This window comes from Curtobacterium flaccumfaciens (assembly GCF_018598405.1).
In the GTDB taxonomy this organism is placed as follows: domain Bacteria; phylum Actinomycetota; class Actinomycetes; order Actinomycetales; family Microbacteriaceae; genus Curtobacterium; species Curtobacterium aurantiacum.
Window position 1 is genome coordinate 76,494 of sequence record NZ_JAHEWS010000015.1, and the last position, 18,652, is coordinate 95,145.

An 18,652-nucleotide genomic window follows, 5' to 3' on the forward strand; every position below is an offset into this window, starting at 1 on the left:
CCTGGCGCTACGCTGGCCCGCATGTCATTCCGCGCCGCGGCTCCCGCGACGACCACCGTCCGGCTCCTCGACCCCGAGGGTCGGTTCGTGGAGACCGACGAGAACGCCGAGTTCGCCGCCGCCGCGCGAGCGATCCCGGACGAGACCCTGCTGGCGATGCACCGCCGCATGGTCCTCACCCGTCGGTTCGACCACGCCGGCCACAACCTCCAGCGCACGGGCCAGCTCGGCCTCTGGGTCCCCAGCCACGGGCAGGAGGCCGCGCAGACCGGCTCCGCGTTCGCCCTGCGCGCCCAGGACCACGTGTTCCCGTCGTACCGCGAGCACGCCGTCACCATGCAGCGCGGCGTCGAGCCGATGGAGATCATCGCGATGTACCGCGGGCAGACCCACGGCGGGTGGGACCCGGACCAGCGCGGCAACACGCACATCTCCACCCTGGTGATCGGCTCGCAGACCCTGCACGCCACCGGGTACGCACTCGGCCAGAAGCTCGACGGCGACGTCGGCACGGGCGACCCGGACCGCGACGCCTGCTCGATCGTCTACTTCGGCGACGGTGCCACCAGCCAGGGCGACGTGAACGAGGCCTTCGTGTTCTCCGCGTCGACCAAGGCACCGGTCGTCTTCTTCCTGCAGAACAACCACTGGGCCATCTCGGTGCCGGTGTCGGTGCAGTCCCCGACGCCGCTCGTCGACCGACCGCGCGGCTTCGGCATCCCGAGCGTCCTCATCGACGGCAACGACATCCTCGCCTCCTACACGGCGTCCGTCGTCGCGACCGAGCACGCCCGCAGCGGGCAGGGCCCGGCCTTCATCGAGGCCGACACCTACCGCATCGGTGCGCACACCAGCTCGGACGACCCGAGCCGGTACCGCGCCGACGGCGAGCTCGAGGAGTGGGTCCGCCGTGACCCGATCGTCCGGTCGGAGGCGTACCTGCGTTCGAAGGGCGCGACGGACGAGCAGTTCGCCGCGTTCGACGAAGAGGGCGAGGACATCGCCGCCGACGTCCGGCGCCGCACCGTCGCGCTGACCGCACCGTCCGTCGACGTGATGTTCGACAACGTCTACCGCGAGCCGCACCCGCGGATCACCGAGCAGAAGGCCTGGCTCGCCCAGTACGAGGCCGGCTTCGAAGGGGGCGCCCACGCATGAGCACCACCGAGCAGCTCTTCGACTACACGCTCCGCGCCCACCCGGGCGCCGGCGAGGTCCCGAGCGACCCCACCCCGACCCTGCCGATGGCCAAGGCGCTCAACGCCGGGCTCGCCGCGGCGATGGAAGCGGACGACAAGGTCCTGCTGATGGGCGAGGACATCGGCCAGCTCGGCGGCGTCTTCCGCATCACCGAGGGCCTGCAGGACCGCTTCGGCGCCGAGCGCGTGCGGGACACCCCGCTCGCCGAGGCCGGCATCATCGGCACCGCGATCGGCCTCGCCCTGCGCGGCTACCGCCCGGTCGTCGAGATCCAGTTCGACGGCTTCGTGTGGCCCGGCTTCGACCAGATCACGTCGCAGCTCGCGAAGATGGCGAACCGCCTGCCGGCGCACATGTCGCTGCCGGTCGTCATCCGCATCCCCTACGGCGGGCACATCGGCGCCGTGGAGCACCACCAGGAGTCCCCGGAGGCGTACTTCGCGCACACCCCGGGCCTGCGCGTGGTCAGCCCGAGCACCCCGAACGACGCCTACTGGATGATCCAGGAGGCCATCGCGTCGAAGGACCCGGTGATCTTCCTCGAGCCGAAGTCGCGCTACTGGCCGAAGGGCCAGGTGGACCTCGTCGAGGGCCACGTCCCGATGCACACCACCCGCGTCGCGCGCACCGGCACCGAGGTCACCCTCGTCGGTCACGGCGCGATGGTCGCGACGCTGATGCAGGCCGCGGACATCGCCGAGGCCGAGGGCACCAGCTGCGAGGTCATCGACCTCCGCTCGATCTCGCCGATCGACTGGGAGCCGCTGCTCGCCTCCGTCCGCAAGACCGGTCGCCTGGTCATCGCGCAAGAAGCGTCCGGCTTCGTCAGTGTCGGCAGCGAGATCGCCGCGACGGTCGCCGAGCGGGCGTTCTACACGATGCAGGCGCCGCCGCTGCGGGTCTCCGGCTTCGACGTCCCGTTCCCGGTCTCGAAGCTCGAGCACCTGCACCTGCCGGATGCCGACCGCATCCTCGAGGCCGTCGACCGCGCCCTCGCCTACTGACCCGTCCGACCGAGGACCCGTCCGACCGAGCTCGACCAGATCCACGAAGGAGCCGTAGTGGCCGCCGCCGAATTCCCCCTGCCCGACGTGGGTGAAGGTCTCACCGAGGCCGAGATCGTGCAGTGGCGCGTCGCCATCGGGGACGAGATCGCCGTCGACCAGGTGCTCGTCGAGATCGAGACCGCGAAGTCGCTCGTCGAGCTGCCGTCGCCGTTCGCCGGAACCGTCACCGGCCTGCTCGTGTCCGAGGGCGACACGGTCGAGGTCGGCAAGCCGATCATCCGCGTCGACTCGGACGCGTCGGTCGCGTCCGGAGCGGCCCTCACGCCGCCTGCGGAACAGCCTGTCGAGCAGCCGGGAGGCGCGGCGCCCGTCGCCGAGTCCGCCCCGGTCTCGCCCGTGGTCGCGTCCACCCCGCAGGCCGCTGCCGCCCCGTCGGCTCCGGTCGCGCAGACCCCTCCCGCTCCCGCGGCGGTGCCGGCACGCGCCGCTGCCCCCGTACCGGCAGCGCCTGCCCCTGCCCCTGCCGCCGCGCCGGCGGCCCCGGTCCAGCCGGTCGCGGTCGACGCCTCCGTCCACGGCACCGACGAGTCCTCCGGCGCCGTCCTCGTCGGCTACGGCTCGGCGACCTCGTCGCCGTCGCGTCGCAAGCCGGGCGCGCGCCGGGCCGCAGCGCTCGCGGCCGAGGCGAGCCGGGCCTCCAGTGTCGACACCGCGGCGGCTGCCGAAGCCTCCGTCGACCCGGGCGAGGAGAGCACGGCCGAGGCGATCAGCGCGCTCGGCACCGGCTCCGCCCACAAGCAGAGCACCGCGACCAACGTGCTGGCGAAGCCGCCCATCCGGAAGCTCGCGAAGGACCTCGGCGTCGAGCTGACCGAGATCGTCGCGACTGGTCTGGCCGGCGAGGTCACCCGCGACGACGTCATCCGGCACGCGAAGCAGGCCAGCGTCTTCCGCAACATCGAGACGCCCGAGTGGGGCGAGGTCCGCAGCGAGACGATCCCGGTCAAGGGCGTCCGCAAGGCCATCGCCACCGCGATGACCACGTCCGCGTTCACGGCGCCGCACGTGTCGCTGTTCGTCGACGTCGACGCGACCCACACGATGGAGTTCGTCAAGCGGCTCAAGGCCTCGCCGACGTTCGCCGGGGTCAAGGTCTCGCCGCTGCTCATCGTCGCGAAGGCCGTCATCTGGGCCGTCCGCCGGAACCGTTCGGTGAACTCGACCTGGACCGACCGCGAGATCATCGTCCACCACTTCGTGAACCTCGGCATCGCCGCGGCGACCCCGCGCGGGCTCATCGTGCCGAACATCAAGGACGCGCAGGACATGTCGCTGCTCGAGCTGGCACAGGCGCTCGAGGAGCTCACCCTGACCGCCCGCGACGGCAAGACCACGCCGAAGCAGATGGCGAACGGCACGGTGTCGATCACGAACATCGGTGTGTTCGGCATGGACACCGGGACCCCGATCCTCAACCCGGGCGAGGTCGCGATCGTCGCCATGGGCACGATCAAGCCGAAGCCGTGGGTCGTCGACGGCGAGGTCCGTTCGCGCATGGTGACGACGATCGGCGCCTCGTTCGACCACCGGGTCGTCGACGGTGACGTGGCGTCCCGCTTCGTGCACGACGTCGCCTCGGTGCTCGAGGAGCCCGCGCTCCTGCTCGACTAGTCGCCGCTCCCGTGCGGACTCCCTGCGGCTCTCCGCACGGAGTCCGCGCGATCCGGCGATCGTCGCGTGGTGTTCACGCGGATGTCGTGGGTCGGCGGCATGATCGGTGCATGGTCCACCAGCTCCTGACCCCCTCGCAGGAGATCCGAACGGATCGCCTCCTGCTCACCCCGCTGACGCCCGCCGACATCGACGACGTGCATGCGCTCTTCTCGGACGCCCGCACGTGGCAGCACCTGCCCACTGGTCGGCACGTGGCGCGGAGCTCGAGCGTGGACATGGTGCAGCGCAAGATCGGCGGTCGTGCACGGCACGGCCTCGGGTCCTGGGCGGTCCGGAACGCCTCCGACCACGCCTTCGTCGGCGTCGGTGGGGTCGACATGACCGCCGGTGGGGTCTGGAACCTCGGCTACCGCCTGGCGCCGGCCGCGTGGGGGCAGGGCTTCGCGTCCGAGATCGCCCTCGCGGCCGTCCGCGCTGCTGCCGAGACCGCTCCCGACGTGCCGGTGACCGGGCGCGTGCTCACGAACAACCCCGCCTCCGCCGCGGTGCTCCGTCGTGCCGGACTCTCGCTCGTCTGGCAGGGGCCGCCCGCCGTGCAGAACCGTGCGGCCGCCGGGGTCGACGGACAGGTCTGGACGGATCGGCTGCTCTCCGACGAGCAGTTCGCCTGGCTCGTCGCCAACACCTGAGCGCCCGCTCCGCCGTCCGACGCCGGTGCACGTTGGTCTTCCCGGGCTGACTCGCTACTGTGATGGGAACTGGTCATGTCCGCGCATGACCACCGCCCAGGACCAGCAACGGAGCACGAGGGACGCATGACGAGCCGCATCACCGAGGGTGCCGAACCGAAGCACCAGCAGCTGCGGCGCATCCTGCTCGACCTCGTCACCACCCGCCTGGCCCCCGGCGCCGCGATCCCCTCCGAACGCCAGCTCATCGCCGAGTACGGCGTCTCCCGGATCACCGTGCGCGAAGCCCTCGGTCAGCTCGTCAACGAGGGCTACCTCGAGCGTGTCCGGGGCAAGGGCACCTTCGTGGCGCACCGCCCCGTGCAGTCGACGCTGCACCTCGCCTCGTTCACCGAGGAGATGCGGGCGATGGGGCACGAGCCGACCACCGTCGTGCTCGTGCGCGAGGAGCGGGTACCGCCGGCCGACACCGCCGCGGCGCTGCGCATCGACCCGGACGTGCCGGCCTTCCACGTGAAGCGCCTGCGGATGGCCGACGGCGCCCCGGTGTCGATCGACGACGCCTGGCTCGTGGCCGACGCGTTCCCGGGCCTGCTCGACCACGACCTGTCCGGTTCGGTGTACTCGATCATCGCGACGGCGTACGGCACCCCCATCGACCGCGCGCAGCAGACCGTCGCGGCGAACCCCGCTGCCGACGACGTGGCGACGCTGCTCGGCACGAAGACCGGAGCGCCGGTGCTCGAGTTCGACCGGGTGTCGTACGCGGGGGAGCGCCCCGTGGAGCACACCCGGAGCTGGTACCGCTCGGACCGCTACCGGGTGCAGATGGAGGTCACCGCGACCCCGGCGGTCGCCTAGATCCCTCAGCAACACGAGAGCGACCGTGTGCCGCGGGTGTTCCGCAGCACACGGTCGCTCTCGAAGGGGGAAGTGGTCCTAGACCTCGTACAGGGTGTCGCCGTCGAGCACCGTGGTGCCGACCATCCCCTGGTCGACGCTGTCCGCGGTCGAACCGAGCACGACGACGGGGCAGATCGGCGAGTAGCCGGCCGCCGAGATCACCGAGGGGGTGAAGCGGACGACGGGGTCGCCGGCAGTGACGGTGTCGCCCTCGGCGGCGAGGAGCTCGAAGCCCTCGCCCGACAGCTTCACGGTGTCGATCCCGACGTGGACCAGGATGTCCGTGCCCGCGGCGCCCTGCAGCGCGAACGCGTGCGGGTGCAGCTTCACGATGGTGCCGTCGACCGGGGCGACCGCGGTGATCGCACCCTCGACGCCCGTCGGGTCGACCGCGACACCGGCGCCGACGAGCTGCCCGGCGAACACCGGGTCGGGCACGTCGGCGAGGGCGACGACCGGGCCGGCGAACGGGGTGCGGACGACGGTCACAGTTCGTCCTGGATGTCCTGCGCGAGGTTGTCGGCGATCGTGCCGACGATGACCTGCCAGCCGGTCCCGCCACCGACCACGGCCTGTGCCCCGGCGGCCTGCAGGGCGGCCTTGTCGACGAGGTCCCCGTCCTCGACCTCGACGCGGAGGCGCGTGATGCAGCCCTCGACCTCTTCGATGTTGTCGGCACCGCCGAGCGCGGCGATGATGTCGGCAGCCTTGATGTCGGCCATCGTTTCCTCCTCGTTAAGGGTTTGCGTCACAGGTTGACACCGGACCGCTCTCGGATCAGACTACGGAACTGGTCATGACCGGACAGGACCGGACCTGGCGACACCGCCGAGGTTACCTGCGCTGGCTGCACGACTCAACTCACCCCGACAGCTCCACCCAATGACGAGAGGACCTCCGATGAGCGCCACCACTGCCGCGGATGTGCCGGAGAAGAAGAAGCCGAAGAAGCAGTCCCGGGTCTTCGCGAACGCCCAGCGCCTCGGACGGAGTCTGCTCCTGCCGATCGCGGTCATGCCGGCAGCGGGCATCCTGCTCCGACTCGGCCAGTCCGACATGCTCGGTGCGATCCCCGGCTTCGAGCAGGGTGCGACGATCATCGCGGCCGCCGGGCAGGCCGTGTTCACCTGGCTGCCGCTGCTGTTCGCGGTCGGCATCGCGATCGGGTGGGCCAAGAAGTCGGACGGCACCACCGCCCTCGCGGCCGTCGTCGGGTACATGGTCATGTACCAGGTGTTCGCCGCCATGTCGCCGATCGTGCTCGACGGGGTGAAGGACTCGGCCGGCAACCCCGCGACCATCAACTTCGGTGTGCTCGGCGGCATCGTGATGGGGCTCGTCTCCGCGGTGCTGTGGGAGAAGTTCCACCGCACGAAGATGCCCGACTTCCTCGGGTTCTTCTCCGGCCGCCGACTGGTGCCGATCCTCGCAGCCGCCGCGGGTCTCGTCATCGCGGTCCTGATGTCGTTCGTCTACCGCTACTTCGACATCGCGCTGACGGCTGCCGGCACCGCCGTCGCCGACAACGCCGTGATCGGTGGCGGCATCTTCGGGTTCGCGAACCGCATGCTGATCCCGATCGGTCTGCACCAGCTGCTCAACTTCTTCCCGTGGTTCCAGCTCGGCAGCTTCACCGGCGCGGACGGCATCGCGGTGCACGGTGACGTGAACCGCTTCCTCGCGGGTGACCCGACCGCCGGCACCTTCATGACGGGCTTCTTCCCGATCATGATGTTCGCGCTGCCCGCCGGTGCCCTCGCGATCTGGCGCAACGCCAAGCCGCAGAACCGCAAGCTCGTCGGTGGCATCATGATCTCCGCCGCACTGACCTCGTTCGTCACGGGCATCACCGAGCCGCTCGAGTACTCGTTCATGTTCGTGGCGTTCCCGCTGTACATCATCCACGCGGTGCTCACGGGCACCTCGCTCGCCCTGGTGAACGCCCTCGGGATCCACGACGGGTTCTCGTTCTCGGCGGGTGCGATCGACTACGTGCTGAACTTCGGCAAGGCGGACGGTGCGATCTGGCTCATCCCGATCGGCCTCGGCTACGCGGTCGTCTACTACTTCCTGTTCAGTTTCGTGATCAAGAAGTGGAACCTCCGCACGCCGGGGCGTGAAGAGGACACCATCGCCGAGAACACGATCGACGCGGCCACCAAGCCGTAGACGCGAGCGTTTCCGGACAGGAGGCCCGGTGCCAGCTGGCACCGGGCCTCCCGTCCGTTCCCGGTCGCGCTGAGAGCCCTCATAGCGGTTTTGACAATCGTTATCAGTAGGCGTTAGCGTCGTGCCATGCGCAACCGCCTCCTCGCCCTCCCGCTCGTCGCCGGCGCCGCCGCGCTCGCCCTGACCGGGTGCGCGACCTCATCCGCCTCGGGGAAGGCCGGCACCGACGGCACGATCAACGTCGTCGCCTCCACGAACGTCTACGGCTCGATCGTGAAGACCATCGGCGGCGACGCCGTCTCGGTGACGAGCATCCTCAAGGACCCGTCGCAGGATCCGCACTCCTTCGAGTCGAGCGCCCGCACGCAGCTCGCCGTGTCGAAGGCCGACCTGCTCATCGAGAACGGTGGCGGGTACGACGACTTCATGACGACGCTCGCGGACGCCTCGGACACCAAGGCCGACACGATCAACGTCGTGAAGCTCTCCGGGCTCGACAAGGGCGGCGAGTTCAACGAGCACGTCTTCTACAGCTACCCGACGATGGTGAAGCTCGTCGACGCGGTCACGAAGGACCTCAGCGCGCTCGACGAGGGCGGGAAGGACGCGTTCGAGAAGAACGCGGACGCCCTGACCACGAAGCTCGAGGACCTCGAGTCCCAGACCGACGCGGTCAAGCAGCAGGACGCGGGCGACAAGGTCGCGTACACCGAGCCGGTGCCCGGGTACCTCTTCGACGCGATGGGCCTGACGAACGAGACCCCCGGTGACTTCTCCGAGGCGATCGAGGAGGGCGACGACGTCCCGCCGGCGGCCCTCCGCGACACCCTCGCGCTGTTCACCGGCAAGCGCGTGCAGCTGCTCGCCTACAACAACCAGGCGTCGAGCCCCGAGACCGAACAGGTCCAGAAGGCGGCCGAGGAGAACGACATCCCCGTCGTCGGTGTCACGGAGACGCTCCCCGAGGGGCAGGATTACGTCTCGTGGCAGCAGGCGAACATCGACGCGGTGAAGGCAGCGCTCCAGAAGTGACGACCTCGACCGCAGCAGCGGCGACCCACGGCCCGGCGACCACCACGGTGGACGACCGGGCTGCGGCTCGTCCGGTCCTCGCGCTCCGCGACGCCGGGTTGTCGTACGGCGCCCGGAAGCTCTGGGCGGGCCTCGACCTCGACCTCGCACCGGGGGAGTTCGTCGCGGTCCTCGGTCCGAACGGCGCGGGCAAGACCTCGCTGCTCCGCACGGTCCTCGGCCAGCAGCGGCTGACGAGCGGCACGATGTCCTTCCTCGGGCAGCCGGTGCACCGGGGACACCGGAAGATCGGGTACATACCGCAGCAGCGACTCATGGAGGCGGGGACGCCCCTCCGCGCGCGGGACATGATCGCCCAGGGTGTCACCGGGCACCGGTGGGGCATCCGTCGGGCGTCGAAGGCCGATCGGCTGCGCATCGACCGCGTCCTCGACGAGGTCGGTGCCACCGACTTCGCGGACGCCCCCGTCGCGGAACTGTCGGGTGGTGAGCAGCAGCGCACCCGCGTCGGGCAGGCCATCGCCGCCGACCCCGCCCTGCTGCTGTGCGACGAACCCCTCATCTCCCTCGACCTGCGGCACCAGCGCGGGATCACCGAGCTCATCGACCGCGAACGTCGGCAGCGTGACGCCGCCGTGCTGTTCGTGACGCACGACGTGAACCCGATCCTCGACGTCGTCGACCGCGTGCTCTACATCGCGGGCGGCCGGTTCCGGATCGGTTCGCCGGACGAGGTCCTGCGCGCCGACGTGCTGAGCGACCTGTACGGCACGCCCGTCGACGTCGTCCGCACGATGGGCCGGATCGTCATCGTCGGGGCGAACGAGGCCCACGAGCACCACCCGGGCGAGGTCGACCCGCACGCCGACCCGTCGGACGAAGGGCGGATCTGATGGACCTGCTGTCGACCGTCTTCTCGTTCCAGGACTACGGCGAGCTCCTGGTGCTCGTGCAGAACTCGATCTGGGCCGGCGCGGTGCTCGGCATCGTCGGCGGACTCATCGGCCCGTTCGTCGTCGCCCGGAACATGCCGTTCGCCGTGCACGGCATCTCGGAGCTCTCGTTCGCCGGTGCCAGTGCGTCGCTGCTGCTCGGCGTGAACGTCGTCTCCGGCTCGCTCGTGGGGTCGGTCATCGCCGCCCTGCTCATCGGTGTGCTCGGCTCCCGGGCCCGGGAACGCAACTCGATCATCGCCGTCCTCATGCCGTTCGGACTCGGGATCGGCATCCTCTGCCTCGCCCTCTACAAGGGCCGGGCCGCCAACAAGTTCGGGCTGCTCACCGGGCAGATCGTGTCGGTCGACAACCCGCAGCTGACGTTCCTCATCGTGGTCGCCGCGATCGTCGTCGCGACGCTGCTCGTCATCTGGCGTCCGCTGATGTTCGCCTCGGTCGACCCGGACGTCGCCGCGGCCGCCGGGATCCCGGTGCGCACCCTCGCGATCGTGTTCATGCTCGTGCTCGGACTGGCCACCGCGGTGTCGGTGCAGATCGTCGGCGCGCTGCTCGTGCTGTCCCTGCTCGTCACACCGGCGGCCGCAGCCCTGCGGCTCAGTTCGCACCCGGTCGTCGTACCGGTGCTGTCGACACTGTTCGCGGTGACGTCGGTCGTCGGTGGCATCCTGCTCGCACTGGGTGGCGGCCTGCCGATCAGCCCCTACGTGACCACCATCTCGTTCGCGATCTGGGTGGTCTGCCGGATCGTCGGGTCGCGACGTGACCGGCGGGGACGCAACCGTGTCGCCGGGCGGGGCGAGCGCGGCGGGGACGAGCCGGGCCTCCCGGCAGCAACGACGTCGACAGCAGGCCGGAAGGAAGAGGTGACAGCATGAACGCCGTGCAGAAGACCAAGCGGAACACGTGGCAGCGCGAAGCGGTGCGCGGGGCCCTCGACTCCACCGAGGGGTTCGTCAGCGCCCAGGCACTGCACCAGCACCTGCGGGACGAGGGCTCGACCATCGGTCTGGCCACCGTCTACCGGGCGCTCGCCGACCTGGCGACCGAGGGCGACGCCGACTCGCTGCAGCAGGACGGCGAATCGCTGTACCGGGCGTGCACGACGGACACGCACCACCACCACCTGATCTGCCGGAACTGCGGCCGGACCGTCGAGATCGAGGCGGACCCGGTGGAGCAGTGGGCGCAGGACGTCGCCGCGGCCAACGGGTTCACGAACGCCAGCCACGTCGTCGACATCTTCGGCGACTGCGCCGTCTGCACCGCCGCCCGAGCGACCGCGGCCAGCGACGAGTAGCCTGCCCCGCATGCACGTCATCCTGGTCCCCGGGTTCTGGCTCGACGCGAGCGCGTGGGACGACGTCGCCCCGGTGCTCCGCGAAGCCGGGCACTCGGTGCAGGCGGTCACGCGCGACGGTGGCACGCTCGACGAGCAGGTCACCGCACTGGTCGCGATCCTCGACGACGTCGCGTCCCCCGACGAGCCGGTCGTGCTGGCCGGGCACTCGGGAGCCGGGCCGATCGCGTACATGGCTGCCGACCAGCGGCCCTCGCTCGTCGCGCACCTGCTCTACGTCGACACCTTCCCCGGGCCGGAGGGCGGGTGCGTCAACGACGAACTGCCCGTGGTCGACGGGGTCGTACCGCTGCCGTCGTGGGACATCTGGGAGCCCGCGACCCTGCGGGGCATGACGCCTCCACTGCGGCAGGACGTCGAGCGCCGAGCGGTCCCGGAGCCCGCGTCGGTGCCGTCCGACCGGTTCCACTACTCCGACCCCGCACGGCACACGATCCCGGCGACGATCATCACGTGTGAGATCCCCGCTGCCGAGCTGCTCGCGATGGTCGCGGACCACCAGGCCTGGGCGGCCGAGCTCGTCGCCACCGAAGAGCTGTCCATCGTCGGGCTCGAAACCGGACACTGGCCGATGTTCACGGCGCCCGAGCAGCTCGGGGAGCTGATGGTCCAGGCGCTGGCGCCCAAGCCGACGCAGGCTCCGTAGGCCACGCACGCCGTCGGCGACGCACGCCGTCGGCGACGCGTCGGGCGTGACGCCGAGACGGACCGCAGCCCGCTCCGCGTACCGTCCCGCTCGTGGATCTCGCAGCGTGGACACAGTGGGCGGGCGCGTCCGACTACGACGTCGCCCGGTTCGTCCTGCAGCGCGGCGTCGCGGCGATCGCCTGCCTCGCCTTCCTCTCCGCCATCGCCCAGTTCCCGGCGCTCGTCGGCGAGCGGGGGCTGCTCCCCGTTCCCCGCTTCATGGAGCACCCGTACGCCCGTCGGCTCCCCGTGGTCTGGCGGTGGTGGAAGTACACCGACCGGCGGCTGCGGCTGCTCGCCGGCGGGGGAGCCGTGGTGTCCTTCGCCCTGGTGGTCGGGCTGCCGCAGCGGGCCCCGTGGTGGGTGCCGATGCTGTGCTTCCTGCTGCTCTGGCTGGCCTACCTGTCGATCTCCGACGTCGGGCAGACGTTCTGGGCGTTCGGGTGGGAGTCCCTGCTGGTCGAGGCGCTGTTCACCGTCGCGTTCCTCGGTTCCGACGACGTCGCACCGCCGATCGTCGTGCTCGTCGCGCTGCGCTGGCTCGTGTTCCGGCTCGAGTTCGGCGCCGGGATGATCAAGATGCGTGGCGACCGTTCGTGGCGGGACCTGACGGCGCTGTACTACCACCACGAGACGCAGCCGATGCCGAACCCGGTGTCGCGCACGGCGCACCTGCTGCCCCGTCCCGTGCACCGGTTCGAGACCCTCGGCAGCCACTTCGTGCAGCTGGTCGTGCCGTTCTTCCTGTTCGCGCCGCAGCCCGTGGCCTCGATCGCCGCCGCCCTCGTCCTGCTCACCCAGCTCTGGCTCGTGGTCTCCGGCAACTTCGCCTGGCTCAACTGGATCACCCTCGTGCTGACCTTCGCCGCGATCGACGACCGGTCGGTGGCGGCGGTGCTGCCCTGGTTGCACGACGCAGTCGCAGCCGGGCCGTCGGCCACCCCGGTCTCCTTCGTCGCGGTGACCGTCGCCGTCGGACTGCTGCTCGCGTGGCTGTCCTGGCCGGCGGCGAAGAACCTGGTGTCGCGGCGACAGCTGATGAACGCCTCGTTCAACCGGTGGCACCTGGCGAACGCCTACGGGGCCTTCGGCAGTGTGACGCAGCAGCGTGACGAGGTCATCGTCGAGGGGACCCTGGCCGAGGACCCGTCCGACGAGGACTGGCAGCCCTACGAGTTCCGCGGCAAGCCGGGTGACCCGAGGCGCCGGCCCGGGCAGTTCGCGCCGTACCACCTCCGGCTCGACTGGCTGATGTGGTTCCTGGCGCTCGGGGCCGACGACCGGTGGTTCCGGGTCTTCGTCCTCCGCCTGCTCGAGGCCGACCGGCCGACGCTGCGGCTGCTCGCCCACGACCCGTTCGACGGGCGGCCTCCGCGGTGGGTGCGTGCGCGGATGTTCCACTACCGGTTCGCCACCCGGGCCGAGCGGCGGGAGACGGGGCTGTACTGGATCCGGCGGGAGCGGTACCTGCTCATGGCGCCGGTCGGGCTCCCGCGCGGTCGTGCCGCGGAGGGTGGTTCGTCCACTTCGTGAGCAGGAACGGTCGGGTCGAGGTGCTCGACCCGACCGTTCCTGCTCACGATCGCGGGCGGTGGGGGTGACCACGCGTGCGCGTGAGCGGTCCGGTCGGCCGCACCGGGCCTCCCGGCCTGGAGGCGCGGCTTGCGACACGCCCGGTCCTCGCGTAACGTGGACCCCTGGTTCTCCGCGTCCGCGCGGCGGACCCGTTGTTCCAAGCCCTCCGACCGTCGCGAACGCCGCGGTCGCGCGGTGTCCGGCTCTCCTTCGACAGGGGATGCGGACCTGGGCGGTGCACACAACCCCCTCGCACGGCCACCCCGGTGGCAGTGCGCGTGTGCACCAGGCAAGTGAACTTGGGTGCGGCCGTCCGGTCGCACGGTACTCAGGAGGAAACCATGGCAGCAGTGTGCCAGGTGACCGGCGCCGTTCCCGGCTTCGGTCACAACATCTCGCACTCGCACCGCCGGACGAAGCGTCGCTTCGACCCGAACGTGCAGAAGAAGACGTACTACGTGCCTTCGCTTCGTCGTAACGTCACGCTCACGCTCAGCGCGAAGGGCATCAAGGTGATCGACGCACGTGGCATCGAGTCCGTCGTCAAGGATCTCCTCGCCCGTGGGGAGAAGATCTGATGGCGAAAAAGGGTCAGGACATCCGTCCGATCATCAAGCTCCGCTCGACGGCGGGCACCGGGTTCACCTACGTGACCAAGAAGAACCGTCGGAACAACCCCGACCGTCTCGTGCTCAAGAAGTACGACCCGGTGATCCGCAAGCACGTCGACTTCCGTGAGGAGCGCTAAGCATGGCGAAGAAGAGCAAGATCGCGAAGAACAACCAGCGTGCCGTCATCATCGCGCGCTACGCCGAGCGTCGTCTCGAGCTGAAGAAGGCCCTCGTGGACCCGAACGGCACCGACGAGTCGCGTGAGGCCGCCCGCGTGGGCCTGCAGAAGCTGCCCCGCGATGCATCGCCCATCCGGTACCGCAACCGTGACGCCATCGACGGCCGCCCCCGTGGCCACCTCGGTGAGTTCGGCATCAGCCGTGTCCGTTTCCGTGACATGGCCCACCGCGGCGAGCTCCCCGGCATCACGAAGAGCTCCTGGTAAGCACTCGCAGTACCCGACGCCCCGTCACCTCCTGGTGGCGGGGCGTTCGCTGTGTACGGGGTACAGGTGACCGTTCATTCGTCACATCTGCCCCTCCAGCACCCCTCCGGACCCCCGACAACCCCGGAAATCCGGGCGAGTCGGCAGGTTCCGTCCCCTGGGGCTGGTAGGTTCAACTCCGGTTCCGCCGGGCCCTCGGCCCACTGGCACCGTGGCACGGGGCAACCGCTCCGGGCGCCGGACGACACGTGCGTCCGACCGATACTGCAAGAAGTCCGAGGAGGACATCCATGGCTGACAAGTCACTGAACCGCACCGAGCTCGTCGCTGCCGTCGCCGCTGAGTCCGGCCAGAGCCAGGCCACCGTCAACGGCGTCGTCGACGCGCTCTTCAGCGTCGTCTCGTCGTCCGTCGCCGACGGCACGAAGGTCACGATCCCCGGTTGGATCGCCTTCGAGAAGACGCACCGCGCCGCCCGCACCGGCCGCAACCCGCAGACGGGTGACGCCATCGAGATCGCCGCGAGCGACTCGGTCAAGGTCAGCGCCGGCTCGAAGCTCAAGGCTGCGGTCAAGTAAGACTGTTCCGCGCATCGGGAGGGACGGCTTCGGCCGTCCCTTTCGTCGTTCCCGGGGGCGGGCGGGCGCGTGCGTGGGCGGGCGCCCGGTGCGCGCGTCCGGCCTGGAGGCCCGTGCCGCTTTGCACAGATCGGCCCGCCCGTTCGGCGGCCGGGTGGGCACCGCCTAGGCTTGACGGGTGAATCGGATCGCGCGCATCGCCGGTCCCGCCGTGCTCCTGCTCGTCGGGTTCGTGGCGCTGCTCACGGCACTCGTCATCGGCGGCGGTGCGGACCCCGCGCTCATCGCCGACCCGGGGCCCGTCGTCCGCTTCGGGCTGCCGATCGCCCGGCTCGTCGTCGACCTGTCCGCGGCCACCACGATCGGTGGGCTCGCCCTCGCGACCATCGGGCTCTCACGTTCGGGCCCCGAGTGGAACCGCGCGATCGACGTCGCCGCCGGGGCCAGTGGCGTCTGGACGGTCGCGTCGGCCGTCGCCACGTTCTGCACCTTCCTCAGCGTCGCCGGTTCGCGCGTCAGCATCGACGAGCAGTTCGGGCAGTCGATGGGGGTGTTCCTCACCGGCACCGAGCTCGGGCTCGCCTGGCTGGTGACCGTCCTCGTCGCCGCGGCCGTCACGGTGCTCTGCTTCGCCGTCCGCTCGCGGGGCATGGTCGCCCTGACCGCCGGGGTGTCGATGATCGGCCTCATCCCGCTCGCGCAGCAGGGCCATGCCGCCGGCACCGCCAGCCACGACGCCGCCGTGACCGCCCTGGGGCTGCACCTGGTCGGCGCCGCGCTGTGGGTCGGTGGGCTCGTCATGCTCGTGCTGCTGCGCGGGGTGCTGCCCGGTGACCGTCTGGCGGCCGTCGTCGCCCGGTACTCGAGCATCGCCCTCGGGTGCTTCGTGCTCGTCGCCGTGTCCGGCATCGCGACGGCGCAGATCCGCGTCGGCGCGCTGTCGAACCTGTTCACCCCGTACGGCACGCTCGTGCTGGTGAAGATCGGGGCGATCGTCGTCGCGGGGGTCCTCGGTGCGTTGCAGCGCCGTCGGGTCATCCGGGCGCTGACGACGTCGCCCGCTCGGCAGCGGCCCTTCTGGACCCTGATCGTCGTCGAGCTCGCGGTGATGGGGGTCGCATCCGGCTTCGCCGCGGCCCTCGGGCGCACCGCGACCCCGGTCGACCAGATCGCTCTGAGCAAGACCACCGACCCGAGCCCGGCGGAACTCCTGACCGACGACCTGCTGCCGCACGCGCCCGGTGCGTGGGGCTGGCTGACGCATTGGAACATCGACCTGTTCTGGCTGATGGCGGCCGTGCTGCTCGTCGTGACCTACGCGGCCGGCGTGGTGCGACTGCGTCGGAGCGGCGTGCGGTGGCCCGTGCGGCGCTCGGTCGCCGCAGCCCTGGCGATCGTGTCACTGGTGATCGCGACCTCCGGCTCGCTGCACCAGTACGACCGCTTCCTGATCTCCGCGAACGTCGGCGCCCACGTCCTGCTCGGCCTGGTCGTGCCCGCGCTGGTGTGGGCCGCGGCGCCCGTCGCGCTCATCCGTGCCGCCGTGCACCCCCGGAGCGACGACAGCACGGGTGTGCGCGAATGGACCGACGTCATCGTCGAGCACCCGACCGTGCGGTACCTGGCACAGCCGTTCCCCGCGTTCGCGTTGGCGGCGGCGCTCTGGTGGGCCTTCTTCGCCACCGACGCGCTCCGGTGGTCGGTGAGCGATCCGATCGGACGCACGGTCAGCGACGCCGTGTTCCTGCTGGTCGGGCTGCTGGCCGTCCCGACACTGTGCACCCCGATCCCTGCCGGGCGCCGGCGTCCGACCACCGCTGCCACCGTCGTCCGGATCGTCGGGGCCGCGGTGATCGCCGCGGGCACCGTCTCGCTCGGGTTCGCCATGCGCGGGCCGCTCGGGCTGCTGCAGGCATCGTGGTTCGGCGCGATGGGCCGGACGTGGGGGCCGGACCCGCTCGTCGACCAGGCCCGGGCCGGCCTCGTGCTCATCGTCGCCGGGGTGCTGCTCCTGGTGACCGTGGTCGTGGTGGTGCTCGTGCGACTGCGGCGTGACGGGGGAGCCCCGGGCGACGCAGCGACGCCCGACGACGCGGTTGTCCGAGCTGTCCCCGCTGCCCGGGCCGACCGGGACGACCTGGGCGACCTGGACTTCGACGACGGCAGCGACGACCTCGAGCCCTCGCCGGGGGCGGACACCCGATGAGCATCGAACTGAGCGACGAACAGCGCGCCGTCTTCGAGTACATCGAGCACACCCGCGACAACGTCTTCATCACCGGTCGCGCCGGCACGGGCAAGTCGACGCTGCTCAACCACCTGTCCTGGAACACCGAGAAGCAGGTCGTCATCTGCGCCCCGACGGGGGTCGCCGCGCTCAACGTGGGCGGCCAGACGATCCACTCGCTGTTCCGGCTGCCGATCGGGCTCATCGCCGACGCCGAGCTGCGACAGGGCCCCGACACCCGCAAGCTCCTCAACACCATCGACACCCTGGTCATCGACGAGGTCTCGATGGTCAACGCCGACCTGCTCGACGGCATGGACCGCTCGCTCCGCAAGGCCCGCGGTCGGCAGTTCGAGGCGTTCGGCGGCGTGCAGGTCGTGATGTTCGGCGACCCGTACCAACTGCCCCCGGTGCCCGGCGACGCCGACGAGCGCGCCTACTTCACCGACCACTACCGGTCGATGTGGTTCTTCGACGCCAAGGTGTGGCTCGAGACCGAGCTCAACATCATCGAGCTCGCCACCGTGCACCGGCAGCGTGACGACGCCTTCGCCGCCATGCTCACCGCCGTCCGGCACGGTCGGGTCACCGCGGACATCGCCGAGCAGCTGAACACAGCCGGTGCGCGTCCCGCGCCGGACGACGCCATCACCCTGGCGACGCGCAACGACACGGTTGCCCGCATCAACAAGGCGGCCCTCGAGCGGCTGCCCGGCAAGGTGAAGACCGCGAAGGCCGACGTCAACGGCGACTTCGGCGGGCGGAACTTCCCTGCGGACGAAGCCCTCGAGCTGAAGCCCGGCGCGCACGTGATGTTCCTGCGCAACGACGCCGACCAGCGCTGGGTGAACGGGACGCTCGGCATCGTGACGGCCATACGCGACACCGTGTGGGTCGACGTCGACGGGGAGTCCTTCGAGGTCCAGCCGTCGGTGTGGGAGAAGTTCAAGTACTCGTACGACCCCGACAAGAAGGAACTCAAGAAGGACACCGTCGGGGAGTTCCAGCAGTTCCCGCTCCGGCTCGCCTGGGCCGTGACCATCCACAAGTCACAGGGCAGCACGTACGACCGCGCCGTGGTCGACCTCGGCAACCGGGTGTTCAGCGCCGGGCAGACGTACGTGGCGCTGTCCCGGCTGACCTCGCTCGAGGGGTTGTTCCTCACCCGCCCGCTCCGGCCGCAGGACATCATCGTCGACCTGGACGTCCGTCGCTTCATGTCCGAGGCACCCCGCATCGTCGCGACCGAGCTCGAGCCCCCGAAGCCGAAGCCGAAGTCGGACGCCGAGCCCGACGCCGACTGACGCGTCCGACTGACCCGTTCGGTCCGCATCGGCCTCACGCCGCCGGGCACGCGCGCCTGCACGCCCGGTTGCACACCGCCGAGCGGTCACGACTCCTCGTCGGTCCTGCGCCGAGTGGTCACTCGTCGTCGCCTGGACACTCCGCGTCCGACAGTTCGTGACCGGCCGGCGGACCTGAGCGGGGAGTCGTGACCGCACACACCCCCGCCGGACCACACCCGCCGGACCGCCCCACCGC

General features: G+C 70.7%; 20 protein-coding genes. 18 read left to right on the forward strand and 2 right to left on the reverse strand.

What is annotated here, in order from left to right; translation table 11 throughout:
• The first annotated feature begins 21 nt into the window (after positions 1-21).
• The 5 genes from KK097_RS11125 to KK097_RS11145 all read left to right on the forward strand — a co-directional run bounded on the left by KK097_RS11125 (position 22) and on the right by KK097_RS11145 (position 5,431).
• Positions 22-1,158: a thiamine pyrophosphate-dependent dehydrogenase E1 component subunit alpha gene (locus KK097_RS11125; RefSeq protein ID WP_214544791.1), complete on the forward strand. Its 1,137-nt coding sequence runs from the start codon at positions 22-24 to the stop codon at positions 1,156-1,158.
• 86 nt (positions 1,159-1,244) lie between these two features.
• Positions 1,245-2,204: an alpha-ketoacid dehydrogenase subunit beta gene (locus KK097_RS11130; RefSeq protein WP_110894911.1), complete on the forward strand. Its 960-nt coding sequence runs from the start codon at positions 1,245-1,247 to the stop codon at positions 2,202-2,204.
• A 57-nt stretch (positions 2,205-2,261) separates the two neighbouring features.
• Positions 2,262-3,878, forward strand: coding sequence for a dihydrolipoamide acetyltransferase family protein (locus KK097_RS11135; RefSeq protein WP_214544792.1), 1,617 nt, complete (start codon positions 2,262-2,264; stop codon positions 3,876-3,878).
• Positions 3,879-3,988: 110 nt separating this feature from the next.
• Positions 3,989-4,570, forward strand: coding sequence for a GNAT family N-acetyltransferase (locus KK097_RS11140; RefSeq protein WP_214544793.1), 582 nt, complete (start codon positions 3,989-3,991; stop codon positions 4,568-4,570).
• 126 nt (positions 4,571-4,696) lie between these two features.
• The gene (locus KK097_RS11145) at positions 4,697-5,431 is read left to right on the forward strand and encodes a GntR family transcriptional regulator (RefSeq protein WP_214544794.1); all 735 of its coding nucleotides are present in this window, start codon (positions 4,697-4,699) and stop codon (positions 5,429-5,431) included.
• Between the two features lie 78 nt (positions 5,432-5,509).
• On the opposite strand, the gene KK097_RS11150 is transcribed toward KK097_RS11145, so the two are convergent.
• Positions 5,510-5,962, reverse strand: coding sequence for a PTS sugar transporter subunit IIA (locus KK097_RS11150; RefSeq protein ID WP_214544795.1), 453 nt, complete (start codon positions 5,960-5,962; stop codon positions 5,510-5,512).
• The gene (locus tag KK097_RS11155; protein ID WP_071293232.1) at positions 5,959-6,195 is read right to left on the reverse strand and encodes a PTS sugar transporter subunit IIB; all 237 of its coding nucleotides are present in this window, start codon (positions 6,193-6,195) and stop codon (positions 5,959-5,961) included. The genes KK097_RS11150 and KK097_RS11155 overlap by 4 nt, the downstream gene beginning before the upstream one ends.
• Positions 6,196-6,373: 178 nt before the next feature.
• Between KK097_RS11155 and KK097_RS11160 the strand changes: the two genes are divergently transcribed.
• The 13 genes from KK097_RS11160 (at position 6,374) to KK097_RS11220 (ending at position 18,414) form a co-directional block, all read left to right on the forward strand.
• Positions 6,374-7,642, forward strand: coding sequence for a PTS transporter subunit EIIC (locus KK097_RS11160; protein WP_214544796.1), 1,269 nt, complete (start codon positions 6,374-6,376; stop codon positions 7,640-7,642).
• Positions 7,643-7,768: 126 nt separating this feature from the next.
• Positions 7,769-8,674, forward strand: coding sequence for a metal ABC transporter solute-binding protein, Zn/Mn family (locus tag KK097_RS11165; protein WP_214544797.1), 906 nt, complete (start codon positions 7,769-7,771; stop codon positions 8,672-8,674).
• Positions 8,675-8,721: 47 nt separating this feature from the next.
• Positions 8,722-9,567: a metal ABC transporter ATP-binding protein gene (locus tag KK097_RS11170; protein WP_214530043.1), complete on the forward strand. Its 846-nt coding sequence runs from the start codon at positions 8,722-8,724 to the stop codon at positions 9,565-9,567.
• Positions 9,567-10,505, forward strand: coding sequence for a metal ABC transporter permease (locus KK097_RS11175; protein WP_214530023.1), 939 nt, complete (start codon positions 9,567-9,569; stop codon positions 10,503-10,505). Before KK097_RS11170 ends, KK097_RS11175 begins: the two co-directional genes overlap by 1 nt.
• Positions 10,502-10,927: a Fur family transcriptional regulator gene (locus tag KK097_RS11180; protein WP_214530022.1), complete on the forward strand. Its 426-nt coding sequence runs from the start codon at positions 10,502-10,504 to the stop codon at positions 10,925-10,927. Before KK097_RS11175 ends, KK097_RS11180 begins: the two co-directional genes overlap by 4 nt.
• 10 nt (positions 10,928-10,937) lie before the next feature.
• Positions 10,938-11,633, forward strand: a complete 696-nt coding sequence (locus KK097_RS11185) for an alpha/beta fold hydrolase (RefSeq protein WP_214544798.1) — start codon at positions 10,938-10,940, stop codon at positions 11,631-11,633.
• A gap of 92 nt (positions 11,634-11,725) precedes the next feature.
• A complete protein-coding gene (locus KK097_RS11190; RefSeq protein WP_214544800.1) occupies positions 11,726-13,207 on the forward strand; it encodes a lipase maturation factor family protein in 1,482 nt (493 codons plus the stop codon).
• 383 nt (positions 13,208-13,590) lie between these two features.
• On the forward strand, positions 13,591-13,827 hold the full coding sequence (gene rpmB, locus KK097_RS11195) for a 50S ribosomal protein L28 (RefSeq protein WP_027464952.1): 237 nt from the start codon (positions 13,591-13,593) through the stop codon (positions 13,825-13,827).
• Positions 13,827-13,997, forward strand: coding sequence for a 50S ribosomal protein L33 (rpmG, locus tag KK097_RS11200; protein ID WP_017886456.1), 171 nt, complete (start codon positions 13,827-13,829; stop codon positions 13,995-13,997). The genes rpmB and rpmG overlap by 1 nt, the downstream gene beginning before the upstream one ends.
• 2 nt (positions 13,998-13,999) lie before the next feature.
• On the forward strand, positions 14,000-14,305 hold the full coding sequence (gene rpsN / locus KK097_RS11205) for a 30S ribosomal protein S14 (RefSeq protein WP_017886455.1): 306 nt from the start codon (positions 14,000-14,002) through the stop codon (positions 14,303-14,305).
• 290 nt (positions 14,306-14,595) lie between these two features.
• Positions 14,596-14,883 (forward strand): HU family DNA-binding protein, encoded by a 288-nt coding sequence (locus KK097_RS11210; protein ID WP_017886454.1) that lies wholly within the window; start codon positions 14,596-14,598, stop codon positions 14,881-14,883.
• Positions 14,884-15,061: 178 nt separating this feature from the next.
• Entirely contained in the window at positions 15,062-17,089 is a 2,028-nt protein-coding gene (locus tag KK097_RS11215; protein ID WP_214544801.1) for a cytochrome c oxidase assembly protein, read from the forward strand.
• Positions 17,086-18,414 carry an ATP-dependent DNA helicase gene (locus KK097_RS11220; protein WP_214544803.1) on the forward strand — a complete coding sequence of 443 codons (1,329 nt, stop codon included), beginning with the start codon at positions 17,086-17,088 and terminating at the stop codon, positions 18,412-18,414. The genes KK097_RS11215 and KK097_RS11220 overlap by 4 nt, the downstream gene beginning before the upstream one ends.
• Positions 18,415-18,652: the final 238 nt, after the last annotated feature.